We start from the raw sequence: 14,554 nt of genomic DNA on the forward strand, positions 1-14,554 counted from the left end.
TAAAAACATGTAGGAGGGTTCTTATGAACGTTCGTGAGTCGGAGCTTCCGGGCATCGGCCAGAAAGTAGAAGTCATTACGAAAAATCACGATAAAATCAGTATTATTCTTCATGATGACGGCAGAAAAGAGCTCTATTACTTCGATGAGAATGATCATGACGAATGCTTGGCATCCGTTGAATTTAACGACGAAGAGGCGAGGCAGATTTCCGCTATTTTAGGTGGTATGACGTATAAGCCGAAAGCGCTGGAATCTGTGGAAGTCGCGCTTGATGACCTCGTCATTGAGTGGTTTAAAGCCGAATCTCATGCACCGGCTGTCAGCCGTACAATCGGAGATTTGGAGATCAAGAAACATTACAACGTCCAGATTATTGCGATCGTAAAGAAAAACCGGCAAAAACAGCTGAGCCCCGGCATTGATACCGTAATTGAAGAAGGGGACACCCTCGTCATATCGGGAGAAAGGAGCGGACTGAAAAAGCTGGTCCGCGAGCAGTTAACGGCCCGGATTTCCTGAGACCGGGGTTTACTCCCGGGAAAATGGGGGAAAAGATAAGAATGAACAATTGGGGGCAGACGCATGAATAAACAATGGACTATTATATTCGCTTTACTATTTACTTTGATTGTCGCCATCTTTGCTGTCATTAACGTGCGGGCGGTTGAGGTTGATTATCTGTTCGGAACCGCTGAATGGCCGCTGATTTTAGTCATTTTAGGCTCTGTGTTAATGGGAGCGCTGATCGTGTTTTCAGCCGGTATCTTTCAAGTGATGAAGCTGAAGCGCGAAATTAAAATGCTGCGGAAAGAAAACAGATCTGCGGCTGAATTGACGGCTGATTCGGACGGCAAAAAAACAGCCGCGCCGCCGGAAGAAATGCTTGAAGAGAAAAAAGGATCAGAATAACATTTGAAACCCCTCAGTCCGCTCTAGTATAATAGGGTGGTTGAGGGGTGAATTTATGTTAGCGTCAAAAATGCGCTGGGAAATCCAGCAGCCGGATCAGGAAAAAGTCAAATCACTCACAGAACAATTGGACATAACACCTCTTGTGGCATCACTGCTTGTAAAAAGAGGTTTTGATACTGCCGAAAGCGCAAGGCTGTTTTTACATACAAAGGATGCAGACTTTTATGACCCGTATGAATTAAAGGGAATGCGGGAAGCAGTTGATCGGATAAAACTGGCGGTTTCTCAAGGGGAACCGATTATGATTTACGGAGATTACGATGCAGACGGCGTTACAAGCACGTCGGTGATGCTGACGGCACTCAGACAGCTGTCGGCGGACGTTGACTTTTATATTCCCGACCGTTTCACAGAAGGCTACGGCCCGAATGAACAAGCTTTCCGCTCCATAAAAGAGCGGGGATTTTCGCTGATCATTACAGTGGATACGGGAATCGCCGCCGTCCATGAAGCTGAAGTCGCAAAAGAGCTGGGCTTAGACGTCATTATTACCGACCACCATGAGCCGGGACCCGAGCTTCCTGACGTATTTGCGATCATCCACCCGAAGCAGCCGGGCTGCGGCTATCCGTTTAAAGAATTGGCCGGCGTCGGTGTGGCGTTTAAGCTTGCCCACGCGCTTACGGGTTCTTTGCCGGAAGCTATGCTGGACTTGGCGGCAATCGGTACGGTTGCAGATCTGGTGCCTCTTCATGATGAAAACAGATTAATTGCGTCACTCGGAATCGAAAGGCTTCGGACGACAAATCGGCCGGGCCTCAAAGCCCTGATTAAGCTTTCCGGCGGAGATATCGGACAAGCTGATGAGGAAACGATCGGATTTCAGGTCGCGCCAAGGCTCAATGCCGTCGGAAGAATAGAACAGGCCGATCCCGCCGTCCATCTGCTGATGACCGAAGATCAGTTTGAAGCGGAGGAACTGGCTTCGGATATTGACCGGCTGAATAAAGAGCGGCAGAAAATGGTGAAAACCATGACCGAAGAGGCTGTTGAAATGGTTCAGCAGCAAGGCGGAAACCCGTCTGCCATTGTAGTGGCAAAAGCCGGCTGGAACCCGGGAGTCGTCGGTATTGTCGCATCGAAGCTGGCTGAACGTTTTTACCGGCCCGCTGTTGTGCTTGGGATAGATGAGGAGCAGGGAATCGCTAAAGGGTCGGCGCGAAGCATCAGAGGCTTCAACCTGTTTACGAGCCTTTCACAGTGCAGAGACATTCTTCCTCATTTCGGCGGGCATCCGATGGCGGCAGGAATGACGTTGAAGGCTGAAGATGTGGCGGAATTAAGGGACAGGCTGAATCAAATGGCTGAAGAAACCCTTACGGAAGAGGATTTTATTCCCGTTCAGGAGGTTGATCTTGTCTGCGGCGTTGAAGACATAACCGTTGAAAGCATTACAGAATTGAATATGCTGTCGCCGTTCGGCATGCTTAACCCTAAACCGCATGTGATGGTGAAAAATGCGGTGCTTGATGATGTGCGCCTGATCGGAGCGAATAAAAACCACGTGAAAATGACGGTAAAAAGTGATTCCGCCGTCCTTGACTGCGTCGGCTTTAACAAAGGAGAGCTTGAAGCCGGAGTTGTCCCCGGATCAACGATTTCCATTGTCGGCGAGATGTCTATTAATGAATGGAACAACAGAAAGAAGCCCCAGCTGATGATTAAAGACGCTGCGGTGCCGGAATGGCAGCTTTTTGATATCAGGGGCAAGCGGACGTGGGAAGACACGGTCACCGCGCTGCCGAAGGAAAAACGGGTGCTCATCAGCTTTAACGAAAAAACCGCTCAGAAGCTCCATGCAAAAGAGCTGTCGGGCGAGCTGGCCGGTATCACTTCGGAATCCGAGGCGGAAGCTCTCCAGCTTGACGGAAAATATGCCGTTTTTCTGGATGTGCCGCCGTCAGCGGATCGCCTGCAGCATTTGCTTGACGGAAAGAAGCCGGAACGGATTTATTTTGTTTTTATCAATCATGAAGAACATTTCCTGTCCTCATTTCCATCGCGGAATGATTTCAAGTGGTTTTACGCATTTCTCTTGAAAAGGGGCGCTTTTGACTTCGGCAAGCATGGTTCAGAGCTTGCGAGACACAGAGGATGGTCAATTGACACAATCAATTTCATGACAAAGGTGTTTTTTGATCTCGGTTTTGTTAAAATAGAAGATGGTGTGCTGTCTGTCGTGAGCGGCGCGAAAAAACGCGACCTGGCAGATTCGCAAACCTATCAGGTAAAACAGCAGCTGATGGAATTAGACCAGAAGCTCAATTATTCCGCAGCCCATGAGCTGAAGGAATGGCTGAATAAGCTGATGAACCAAGGTTCAGAAGCTTATGAAAGTACGAGGAGGACATAGAACAGATGGATCTTAAAAAATACGTAACAATTGTGCCCGATTACCCGAAAGAAGGCGTACAATTTAAAGATATTACGACATTGATGGACAAAGGCGACGTATACCGTTACGCCACTGACCAAATTGTTGAATATGCAAAAGAAAAAGAAATTGATTTAGTTGTCGGGCCTGAAGCGCGCGGCTTTATTATCGGCTGTCCGGTTGCATACGCTCTCGGAGTGGGCTTTGCGCCGGTTCGGAAAGAAGGAAAACTTCCGCGTGAGGTCATTAAAGTCGATTACGGTTTGGAGTACGGAAAAGACGTACTGACGATTCATAAAGATGCAATTCTGCCGGGACAGCGCGTGCTGATTACTGATGACTTGCTTGCAACAGGCGGCACGATCGAAGCGACAATTAAGCTGGTCGAAGAACTGGGCGGCGTTGTAGCCGGTATTGCGTTCTTAATCGAGCTTTCTTACCTTGACGGCAGAGACAAGCTTGACGATTACGATATTTTAACATTAATGAAATATTAACCGCATATGGAAAAAAGCACTCGTGTCAGGGTGCTTTTTTCCTATTATTTCATCATCCTGACAGATTCTTTAGGTGTTTTGAACTTCTGCCCTTTACATCTCTCGTTTTTTTCTTGATAATAAACTAATACAGTTTACATTTAAAAAAGGTGATTCCATGGCGAACGAACAAGTATTGACTGCCGAGCAAGTAATAGATAAAGCGCGCACTTATCTGCCGGAGGAGCAGATTGCGTTTGTTGAGAAAGCTTACCTGTATGCGCAAAACGCGCATCGCGAACAGTACCGCAAATCAGGTGAGCCGTACATCATTCATCCGATTCAGGTGGCGGGGATCCTCGTCGATCTGGAAATGGACCCTTCCACAATTGCGGGCGGATTTCTGCATGACGTGGTAGAGGACACGGATGTCACCCTCGACGACCTGAAGGAAGCATTTTCTGAAGAAGTGGCGATGCTTGTCGACGGCGTGACGAAGCTCGGTAAAATTAAGTATAAATCTCAAGAGGAGCAGCAGGCGGAAAACCATCGAAAAATGTTTGTCGCTATGGCTCAGGATATCAGAGTCATATTGATCAAGCTGGCGGATCGCCTTCACAATATGCGGACGTTAAAGCATCTTCCGCAGGAAAAGCAGCGGAGAATTTCAAATGAGACGCTGGAAATTTTCGCTCCGCTGGCCCATCGGCTCGGGATTTCTAAAATCAAATGGGAGCTGGAAGACACCGCTCTCCGTTATTTGAATCCTCAGCAATATTACAGAATCGTCAACCTCATGAAGAAAAAGCGCGCGGAACGCGAACTTTATGTCGAAGAGGTTGTCAATGAAGTGAAAAAACGCGTCGAAGAAGTGAATATCAAAGCGGACTTTTCAGGACGTCCGAAGCACATCTACAGCATTTACCGCAAGATGGCGCTGCAAAATAAACAGTTCAATGAAATATATGATCTGCTCGCCGTCCGTATTCTTGTCGGAAGCATTAAAGACTGCTACGCCGTACTCGGCATTATTCACACGTGCTGGAAGCCGATGCCGGGCAGATTCAAAGATTATATTGCAATGCCTAAGCCGAATATGTATCAGTCCCTGCATACGACCGTAATCGGGCCTAGAGGCGATCCGCTGGAAGTGCAGATCAGAACATTTGAGATGCATGAGATCGCTGAATACGGGGTGGCCGCACACTGGGCATATAAAGAAGGCAAGGCTGCAAACGAAGAAGCGACATTTGAGAAAAAACTGTCCTGGTTCCGTGAAATTCTGGAATTCCAAAACGAGTCTACCGATGCGGAAGAATTTATGGAATCGCTGAAAATCGATCTGTTTTCTGACATGGTATACGTATTTACGCCAAAAGGCGATGTCATTGAACTGCCGTCAGGCTCTGTGCCGATTGATTTTTCCTACAGGATCCACTCGGAGATCGGCAACAAAACAATCGGGGCGAAAGTGAACGGAAAAATGGTGACGCTTGACCATAAGCTCCGGACGGGCGACATCGTCGAGATTCTGACGTCCAAGCATTCATACGGTCCGAGTCAAGACTGGGTCAAACTGGCGCAGACGTCCCAGGCGAAACACAAAATCCGCCAATTCTTTAAGAAACAGCGCCGTGAAGAAAACGTCGAAAAAGGCCGTGAGCTTGTCGAGAAAGAAATTAAAAATCTTGATTTTGAAGTGAAAGATGTTTTAACACTCGAAAATCTTCAAAAAGTTGCCGACAAGTTCAATTTCTCAAATGAAGAGGATATGTACGCGGCGGTCGGGTATAACGGCATTACCGCTCTTCAGGTGGCCAACAGGCTCACCGAAAAAGAACGGAAGCTGCGTGACCAGGAAGAGCAGGAAAAAATCGTTCAGGAAGTCACTTCCGAGCCGAAACATTATCCGCAAGGGAGAAAACGGGAAGCGGGTGTGCGCGTAAAAGGCATTGACAACCTTCTCGTCCGCTTGTCGAAATGCTGCAACCCGGTGCCGGGCGACCATATCGTCGGTTTTATTACAAAAGGGCGCGGTGTATCCGTTCACCGGGATGACTGTCCGAACGTCAAAACGAATGAAGCGCAGGAACGTCTGATCCCCGTTGAATGGGAGCATGAATCACAGGTTCAAAGACGCAAAGAATATAACGTTGAGATTGAGATTTTGGGGTATGACCGTCTCGGGCTTTTAAATGAGGTGCTCCAAGCCGTAAATGAAACGAAAACCAACATCTCCTCTGTCTCCGGCAAATCCGACCGCAATAAAGTCGCTACGATTCATATGGCGATTTTTATTCAAAACATCAATCATCTGCATAAAGTGGTCGAGCGGATTAAGCAGATCAGAGACATCTATTCAGTCCGCCGGGTAATGAACTAAAAGGAGCTTGCTATGAAATTAGTTGTTCAGCGTGTAACAGAAGCGAGTGTGACGGTTGACGGCGCTGTTGCCGGCCGGATCGGACCCGGTATTATGGCGCTTGTCGGCATCACTCATGAAGATACAGAAGAAGATGCCGCTTACTTGGCGGATAAAATCGTGAATCTTCGGATTTTTGATGATGAAAGCGGCAAGATGAATTTATCGCTTTTGGATACGGGCGGGGAGATTTTATCCGTTTCACAGTTTACGCTTTACGGCGAAACGAAGAAAGGGAGACGCCCGAATTTTATGAATGCGGCTAAACCGGATCAGGCTGTGCTCCTTTATGAAAAGTGGAACGAACTCCTTCGGGAAAAAGGAGTCAAAGTGGAAACCGGAATATTCGGAGCCATGATGGATGTTCAGCTGACGAATTCCGGGCCGATTACATTGATTATGGATTCTAAACAATAAAAAAGCTGCCGTTCGGCAGCTTTTTTTTATGATTGAAAATAATGTTCCAATCCGCTTTCAATTCCGTCTGTCACTTTTTCCTGATAAGAGCCGCTATGTATGATTGTTTCTTCTTGCGGTTGACTGAGATAGCCGAGCTCATACAGCATGGCAGGCCGTTTATTTTCCCTCAGGACGTAATAATCGCCAAACAGAACGCCGCGATCCGGGATAGGGGAACGCTTCACTACTTCAGAATGGACGTCTGAGGCAAGCTGGCGATCCTTAGACGGACTGTAATAATAAGCCGTGCTTCCCCGTGTTGACGTATCGGCATAGCTGTCATAGTGAATGCTGATAAAGGCATCCGCATTCCGGTAATGAGAGGTTGAAACCCTAGCCTGCAGGCTGATAAAAGTATCATCCTGTCTGGTGATATACACGTTTGCACCGGCCGCCCGCAATTTTTGGGCCAGCAGCTTAGCGGTTTTAATGGTTACGTTTTTCTCAAACTTTCCGGAGTAGCCGATCGTTCCGCTGTCTTTTCCTCCGTGTCCGGGATCAACGACGATCGTTTTGTTTTTAAGTGAGCCGCTGCCGCCTGACGTGTCGGGAGAAGGTGCTTCACCTGTTTCCTCACCGCTTTTTGACGTTTGTACGACCCAGTTTGCCACATATGCGGTTTGTCCGTTTTCAAGCCGGACTTCATACCATTTGCCGCTTGAGCCGACAATCGGGTAGGCTGCGCCTTTATCTGCTCTTTTTACGATAGAAGCGGAAGTTGAGGCCGAGCTCCTTAAGTTGGTGCCGCCGTAAACAATATACGCTTTTTTCGAGGAGCCTGAGCCCGCAGAACCGTCTCCCGAGCCGGATGCGCTGTCCGATGAGTCAGAATCCTTTATGATGTAGTGGCTTGCTGCCCAGCCTTTTTGCCCGTTTGCTTCAATTTTCAGCCAGCCGTGGTCTTCACTTAAGATGGAAACCTTTGTTCCGCGTGATAATTTAGTCATAATCGCTGAATCATGTGACGCTGCACTTCTGACATTCAATGAAGAAACGCCGACAGTCCCGTTTTTTGACCCGCTTCGGGCCGAAGTTGCTTTCGTATCCGATCCGCCGCTGTCCGCGGTGACGTATTCGGAAGAAACCCATCCGGTTGTGCCTTGATAAGAAATGTTCACCCATCCGCTGTTCTTGTCAAGCACGGATGCATGTGCGCCTTGCGGAAGTTTGCCGATGACTTCATATGATGTCCCCGGGCCTTTTCTGATGCGGAGGTCAGGATCGGTGGAAGTGACCGTTCCGCTTGTTGCGGATGAATGGTCTGCTCCTCCGGTTGTTTTTGATATCAGCCAGGAAACGACCCATCCGGTTTTACCGGGGCTCAGCTGAAGCTGCACCCAGTCTCCCTCTTCTTTAGCGATCGGGTATCTTTCCCCTTTTTTTACTTCAGCCTTAATTCCATAGCTCAGGCCGGGACCGCCTCTGACATTGATCTTGTCTGTCGCGATGACCGCTTCTCCCTCTGCGGCGATTGCGGTGTGGAATGACGGAAGAAGCGCTGTGATGATGACGCCGCATAAAATAAGAGCAAGAGTTCTCTTCTTCATGGCTGTCCTCCTTTCTGAACTAACTAAAATACATTCTTGTATAATATCGTATTTTCCTTGCTGAATGTTAAATAAAAATAAAATGGTTTGTTTATACTAGTCATAAATACAGCGAAAAGGTGTGCAAATCATGAAATATCAACCAAAAATGGGACGCGCGCTGCACGATGCGGAAGGAAATCTGCACTTCAGTGATCAGAGCGATAGAGAAAAGGCGGGTTTTCTTGAAGAGACGGCGACGGAGTTCGGTCTTTTATCGAAAGATGCGGTCGCAAGGAAAAACAGACGGAATAAAACTTGACAGGGGAGTGCAATCCCATTATTATAATAGAAATTGATGTACATAAGTCATGATAACGATTTTGAACCGATAATGGAGAAGAGTAGGTCAGAATGCATGGAGAAGAGAGGAACCGTCCCGGGCTGAAAGCGGATCCGCACTGCATCTTTCTCGAAACAACACTCCGGAGGTTCCCTGCTGAACGCTTTTGTAAGTCATTAGGCAGCGGACGTGAACCTGCGTTAAAGGTCAGAGCGGGGATGCTTCGGCATTCCAACTAGGGTGGCACCACGGGTATAACTCTCGTCCCTACTATACATGTATAGTAGGAGCGGGAGTTTTTTTATTTGAAGAAAGACATTAAGGAGGCCTGTAACATGGCATATCACATTCCAAGAGGCACACAGGACATACTGCCGGGTGAATCAGACAGATGGCAGTTCGTCGAACAAATTATGAGGGAGACGTGCCGCACTTATCAATATAAAGAAATCCGCACGCCGATCTTCGAACATACGGAATTGTTCGCAAGAGGCGTCGGTGAGTCTACAGATATCGTGCAGAAAGAAATGTACACGTTTGAAGACCGTAAAGGGAGAAGCCTGACGCTTCGGCCGGAAGGAACAGCCGCCGCAGTCCGCGCGTTCAATGAAAATAAATTATTTGCGAACCCGGTGCAGCCGACGAAGCTTTATTATGTCGGACCGATGTTCCGTTACGAACGTCCGCAGACAGGGCGTTTCCGCCAATTCTATCAATTCGGAATTGAAGCGATCGGCTCCAAAGATCCGGCCGTGGATGCAGAAGTCATTGCGCTTGCGATGAGTATTTACCGTAAAGCCGGTTTGAAACATGTCAAGCTTGTGCTGAACAGCCTTGGTGACCAGGACAGCCGCAAATCCTACCGGGAAGCGCTCGTCAAACATTTTGAACCGCGCATCGGAGAGTTTTGCTCAGACTGCCAGTCGCGCCTGCACACAAACCCGCTCAGAATTCTTGACTGCAAGAAAGACAGAGAGCATGAACTGATGAAAACGGCTCCGTCCATTCTTGATTACTTAAATGAAGAATCAGCCGCTTATTTTGAGAAAGTAAAACAATACTTAAACGATCTCGGCATCCCGTTCGAAATAGATCCGAACCTTGTCAGAGGGCTTGATTATTATAACCATACCGCTTTTGAAATTATGAGCAATGCCGAAGGGTTCGGAGCGATTACAACCCTTGCCGGCGGGGGCCGCTATGACGGGCTTGTTGAACAGATCGGCGGACCTGAGGCGCCGGGTATCGGATTTGCGATGAGCATCGAACGTCTGCTGGCAGCCATTGACGCTGAGAAAACAGAGCTTCCCGTCAATCAGGGGATTGACTGCTACATCGTGACGCTCGGAGAAAAAGCGAAGGATTATTCCGTTTCCCTCGTGTACAAACTGAGAGAAGCGGGCATCTCAAGTGAAATCGATTATGAAAATAAAAAGATGAAGGGCCAATTTAAAACAGCTGACCGTCTCGGCGCACGTTTTATTGCGATTTTAGGGGAAGATGAGCTTGCCCAAAATAAAATCAATGTAAAAGATGCGGAAACAGGAGAGCAGCGTGAAGTGGTGTTAGACGAGCTGATACAAGTGTTAAAGGCAGATCAAAAGCAGTGAAGGAGAGGAACGCTATGTTTGGAAGAACATATTATTGTGGCGAGATAACTGAAAAAGCGATTGGCGAAACCGTCAAACTGAAAGGGTGGGTGCAGAAGCGGCGCGATCTCGGCGGCTTGATTTTCATTGATTTGCGCGACCGCTCGGGTATTGTGCAAGTCGTGTTCAACCCTGACGTATCGAAGGAAGCCCTTGCCGCAGCGGAAGCAATCAGAAACGAATATGTGCTTGATATCGAAGGCACGGTTTCTGCCCGTGAAGAAGGCACGGTGAATCCCAACCTGAAAACCGGTAAAATTGAAATCAAAGCTGAAGCGGTGACGGTGCTCAGTACGGCGAAAACGCCTCCGTTTCCGATCAGTGACCAGGCGGCTGAGGTTTCTGAAGACGTCCGGTTAAAACACCGCTATTTGGATTTGCGCCGCCCGGCGATGTTTCAAACATTGCAAATGCGCCACCAAGTCACAAAATCCATCCGCCATTTCTTGGATGAAAACGGATTTCTTGATATTGAAACACCGATTTTAACAAAAAGCTCTCCCGAAGGCGCCCGTGATTACTTAGTGCCGAGCCGGGTGCATGAAGGAGAATTTTACGCCCTTCCGCAATCGCCGCAGATTTTCAAACAGCTTCTGATGGTGTCGGGCTTTGAACGGTATTATCAAGTGGCCCGCTGCTTCCGCGATGAAGACTTGCGTGCCGACCGCCAGCCGGAATTTACGCAGATTGATATTGAAATGTCCTTTATGAGTCAAGAGGACATCATGGCTCTGGCGGAAGAGATGATGGCGAAAGTCATGCTTGAAACAAAAGGTGTTGAAGTACCGCTTCCGCTTCCGCGAATGACATATGAAGAAGCGATGAACAGCTACGGTTCCGACAAGCCTGACACCCGCTTCGGCATGCTGCTGACGGACGTGTCAGACATAGTGAAAGATACTGAATTTAAGGTGTTCTCATCAGCCGTGGCAAACGGCGGCGTTGTAAAAGCGATCAATGTCAAAGGCGCTGCCGGCGACTATTCCAGAAAAGATATCGATGCGCTCGGCGTTTTTGCCGGAAATTACGGCGCGAAAGGTCTCGCTTGGGTGAAAGTTGAAGCTGACGGCGTAAAAGGCCCGATTGCGAAATTCTTTGATGAAGAGAGGCAGGCAAAACTGGCTGAAGCGCTTGATGCTTCTGAAGGCGATCTGCTCCTGTTCGGGGCTGATAAGTTTGAGGTTGTGGCTCAATCCCTCGGCGCGCTTCGCTTAAAGCTCGGCAAAGAACGCGGCCTGATTGACGAAAGCCTCTTCAACTTCCTGTGGGTTGTGGACTGGCCGTTACTGGAGCATGACGAGGAAGAAGGCCGTTTCTATGCGGCTCACCACCCGTTTACAATGCCTGTCCGTGAAGATCTTGACCTGATTGAAACGGCGCCTGAAGATATGAAAGCGCAGGCTTACGACCTCGTCTTAAACGGCTATGAACTCGGCGGAGGCTCAATCCGTATTTTTGAAAAAGACGTTCAGGAAAAAATGTTCGGGCTTCTCGGCTTTACAAAAGAAGAAGCGGAGGAGGAGTTCGGATACCTTCTCGAAGCCTTTGAATACGGCGCACCTCCGCACGGCGGAATCGCGCTCGGCTTAGACCGTTTGGTTATGCTTCTTGCAGGCCGCACAAACTTAAGAGATACGATCGCTTTCCCGAAAACGGCAAGCGCAAGCTGCCTTCTTACGGAAGCGCCCGGCGAAGTGAGCGACGCCCAGCTTGAAGAACTTCACCTTTCTGTCAAAAGAAAAGTGAAACAGTAAAGATCAGCAGTTTGTTTCTTGAAAATCAAAATCTGCTGTGATATGATTTTGACAAGTTAAATAAAGTCCTGATGTGTTAGTTGTACACCTAGTTTTGACCGAACATTTTTTTGATTTGGGAGCCCGTATTTTTAAATGGCGTACATGCCTCTTTTCATTCGTTAAGAGGACTTACAAGATTTAAAAAAGGGCACCCACCTGCTGAGAGCGGGTTCAAAACGAAGGAAAGCTGCAACGGCACAATTGGGACTTTATTTTTTGTGCGCTAAAACCAGCGGCTTTTTGACAAGCCGAGTTTATAAAACCAGAATGTGGAGTGAGGTTCTTGTTACATCAGTTTTCCAGAAATGAGCTAGCGATTGGAAAAGAAGGGCTGGACACGTTAAAAAACAGCACGGTGGCCGTTCTCGGCGTCGGCGGAGTCGGTTCATTCGCAGCCGAAGCATTGGCGAGGTCCGGAGTGGGGCGGATCGTGCTTGTCGATAAAGATGATGTTGACATTACAAACGTAAACCGCCAGCTGCATGCGCTCTTGTCGACGGTGGGACAGCCGAAAACAGACTTGATGAAAGAGCGGATCGCGGATATTAATTCGGATTGCGATGTCGTCGCCTTAAAAATGTTTTATACGGAAGAGACGTATGAGCAGTTCTTTGAGCATCCGCTCGATTACGTCATTGACGCGTCGGATACGATTCATTATAAAATTCATCTGATGAAAGAATGTCTGAAACGGAATGTTCCGCTGATTTCAAGCATGGGAGCGGCGAATAAAACAGACCCGACACGCTTTCAGATTGCTGATATTTCAAAAACCCATACCGATCCGATTGCCAAAGTCGTCCGCACAAGGCTTCGTAAAGAGGGCATTAAAAAAGGCGTACAGGTCATTTTTTCTGATGAAAGCCCGATCGTCATCCGTGAAGACGTCAGAAAAGAAGTCGGGAATGATGAAGCGAAAATCCGCAAAGCGCAAATGCCGCCGTCTTCCAACGCCTGGGTTCCGTCAGTGGCCGGTCTGATTATGGGCGGACATGTTGTCATGGAGCTCTTAAAGGACATCGACATTAAACGGGTTAAAGATAAATAAAAAGAAAAACAGCCTTCTTCAGGAAAGGCTGTTTTTTTTATTTGAATCCTCCGTTTACACGAAAGATCTTGGCCGGTATCAAAAAAGACAAGAACACATAGGGTGTCCTTGTCCGGTTATTTTTTCTGCTTCATCAGTTTTTCATACACTTGCTTTATGGCGGCTTCAAATTTCCCCGTTTGTTTCGGTTTATAGTATTGCTTGTTTTTTAACGGATCAGGCAAATATTGCTGTTCGACCCATCCGTTCTCGAAATCGTGAGGATATTGATAGCCGATCCCGCGTCCGAGCTCTTGGGCCCCTTTATAGTGGGCGTCTTTTAAATGTTTCGGCACATCGCCGATTTTACCCGTCCTGATGTCTTTGAGCGCCTCATCAACGGCTGAGATGGCGGAGTTTGATTTTGGCGAGAGGCATAATTCGATTACCGCATTGGCCAGCGGAATTCTCGCTTCCGGAAAGCCGATCCGTTCTGCGGTCTGAATCGCGCTCAGCACCCGGGGGCCTGCCTGCGGGCTTGCGAGGCCGATATCTTCATAGGCGATCACGAGAAGCCTTCTTGATATGCTTTCAAGGTCGCCGGCTTCGATCAGACGGGCCAGATAATGAAGGGCGGCGTTTGCGTCCGAGCCTCGGATCGATTTTTGGAAGGCGGATAAGACGTCATAATGCGCATCGCCGTTTTTATCATGAGTATAGCTTTTTTTCTGCAGACATTCTTCCGCCGTCTCCCGTGTAATCCGGACCGTGCCGTCGCTTGATTCCTTTGTGGAGAGCACGGCAAGCTCCAGTGCGTTCAAAGCGGAGCGGACGTCTCCTCCGCACCCTTGTGCGAAATGATCCATCGCGTCGTCGTCCACCGAAACGCTGTAAGAACCGAGTCCCCGGTGTTCATCTGTGAGCGCTCTTTTCAATGCCTGCTTGATCAGATCGGGTGTTAACGGTTCAAGCTCAAATATCTGGGTCCGGCTTCTGATGGCCGGGTTAATGGCATGATAAGGGTTGGCGGTCGTTGCGCCGATTAAAATAATCATGCCGTTTTCTAAATAGGGCAGCAGAAAATCCTGCTTTCCCTTATCAAGCCTGTGCACTTCGTCAAGGATTAAAATGACCTGGCCTGACATTTTCGCTTCCTGTACGACAATCTCCATGTCTTTTTTATTATGAATGACGGCATTCAATTTCCTGAATGCGATGCTTGTCGATCCTGCGATCGCTGTGGCGATGGATGTTTTTCCGATGCCCGGCGGTCCGTACAGGATCATGGATGATAAGTGCTTTGCACGCACCATTCTGCCGATGATTTTATCTTCTTTGACCAAATGTTCCTGGCCGATAATGTCTTCAATATTGGCAGGCCGCATCCGATACGCCAGTGGTTTCATGAACATCTCTCCTTACATATACAGGGTAACGGAAAACGGACGATTAGAAAAGCGAATTGCGGCGGGCCCCGTGTTTCAATGAAAATTAGGATAAGTTATGTT

12 protein-coding genes, 1 other RNA gene and 1 other annotated feature are annotated in these 14,554 nt (G+C 48.2%); of the genes, 11 read left to right on the forward strand and 2 right to left on the reverse strand.

Translation table 11 applies throughout. The features are described 5' to 3' along the window. The first annotated feature begins 23 nt into the window (after positions 1–23). The 6 genes from V7728_RS05830 (at position 24) to dtd (ending at position 6,663) form a co-directional block, all read left to right on the forward strand. On the forward strand, positions 24–521 hold the full coding sequence (locus V7728_RS05830; RefSeq protein ID WP_012118088.1) for a cation:proton antiporter regulatory subunit: 498 nt from the start codon (positions 24–26) through the stop codon (positions 519–521). Between the two features lie 63 nt (positions 522–584). Next, positions 585–911, forward strand: coding sequence for a LapA family protein (locus V7728_RS05835; protein WP_099566988.1), 327 nt, complete (start codon positions 585–587; stop codon positions 909–911). Positions 912–966: 55 nt separating this feature from the next. Next, positions 967–3,327: a single-stranded-DNA-specific exonuclease RecJ gene (gene recJ, locus V7728_RS05840; RefSeq protein WP_033574174.1), complete on the forward strand. Its 2,361-nt coding sequence runs from the start codon at positions 967–969 to the stop codon at positions 3,325–3,327. A 5-nt stretch (positions 3,328–3,332) separates the two neighbouring features. Continuing rightward, entirely contained in the window at positions 3,333–3,845 is a 513-nt protein-coding gene (locus tag V7728_RS05845; RefSeq protein WP_003152714.1) for an adenine phosphoribosyltransferase, read from the forward strand. Between the two features lie 157 nt (positions 3,846–4,002). Next, entirely contained in the window at positions 4,003–6,207 is a 2,205-nt protein-coding gene (gene relA, locus V7728_RS05850; protein WP_099566987.1) for a GTP diphosphokinase, read from the forward strand. Between the two features lie 12 nt (positions 6,208–6,219). Continuing rightward, positions 6,220–6,663 carry a D-aminoacyl-tRNA deacylase gene (gene dtd / locus V7728_RS05855; RefSeq protein ID WP_007408194.1) on the forward strand — a complete coding sequence of 148 codons (444 nt, stop codon included), beginning with the start codon at positions 6,220–6,222 and terminating at the stop codon, positions 6,661–6,663. 26 nt (positions 6,664–6,689) lie between these two features. On the opposite strand, the gene V7728_RS05860 is transcribed toward dtd, so the two are convergent. Continuing rightward, entirely contained in the window at positions 6,690–8,252 is a 1,563-nt protein-coding gene (locus tag V7728_RS05860; protein ID WP_069006949.1) for an SH3 domain-containing protein, read from the reverse strand. Between the two features lie 130 nt (positions 8,253–8,382). Here V7728_RS05860 and V7728_RS05865 point away from each other — a divergent pair, with 130 nt between their 5' ends. The 5 genes from V7728_RS05865 to V7728_RS05885 all read left to right on the forward strand — a co-directional run bounded on the left by V7728_RS05865 (position 8,383) and on the right by V7728_RS05885 (position 13,067). Continuing rightward, entirely contained in the window at positions 8,383–8,553 is a 171-nt protein-coding gene (locus tag V7728_RS05865; RefSeq protein WP_020956141.1) for a YrzK family protein, read from the forward strand. A 60-nt stretch (positions 8,554–8,613) separates the two neighbouring features. Continuing rightward, positions 8,614–8,846 (forward strand) — a binding site (T-box leader). 63 nt (positions 8,847–8,909) lie between these two features. Next, positions 8,910–10,184 carry a histidine--tRNA ligase gene (gene hisS, locus V7728_RS05870; protein ID WP_012118082.1) on the forward strand — a complete coding sequence of 425 codons (1,275 nt, stop codon included), beginning with the start codon at positions 8,910–8,912 and terminating at the stop codon, positions 10,182–10,184. A gap of 14 nt (positions 10,185–10,198) precedes the next feature. Further along, complete coding sequence (gene aspS / locus V7728_RS05875) at positions 10,199–11,977, forward strand: aspartate--tRNA ligase (RefSeq protein WP_099566986.1); 1,779 nt, start codon at positions 10,199–10,201, stop codon at positions 11,975–11,977. A 62-nt stretch (positions 11,978–12,039) separates the two neighbouring features. Then, positions 12,040–12,231: non-coding RNA, 6S RNA (gene ssrS, locus V7728_RS05880), on the forward strand. 71 nt (positions 12,232–12,302) lie between these two features. Beyond that, a complete protein-coding gene (locus tag V7728_RS05885) occupies positions 12,303–13,067 on the forward strand; it encodes a tRNA threonylcarbamoyladenosine dehydratase (protein ID WP_095352922.1) in 765 nt (254 codons plus the stop codon). Between the two features lie 116 nt (positions 13,068–13,183). On the opposite strand, the gene V7728_RS05890 is transcribed toward V7728_RS05885, so the two are convergent. Next, entirely contained in the window at positions 13,184–14,452 is a 1,269-nt protein-coding gene (locus tag V7728_RS05890; protein ID WP_029326053.1) for a replication-associated recombination protein A, read from the reverse strand. Between the last annotated feature and the right edge of the window lie 102 nt (positions 14,453–14,554).

The sequence above is a fragment of the Bacillus sp. JHAA genome (genome assembly GCF_036961585.1).
GTDB classification, from domain to species: Bacteria; Bacillota; Bacilli; order Bacillales; family Bacillaceae; genus Bacillus; species Bacillus velezensis.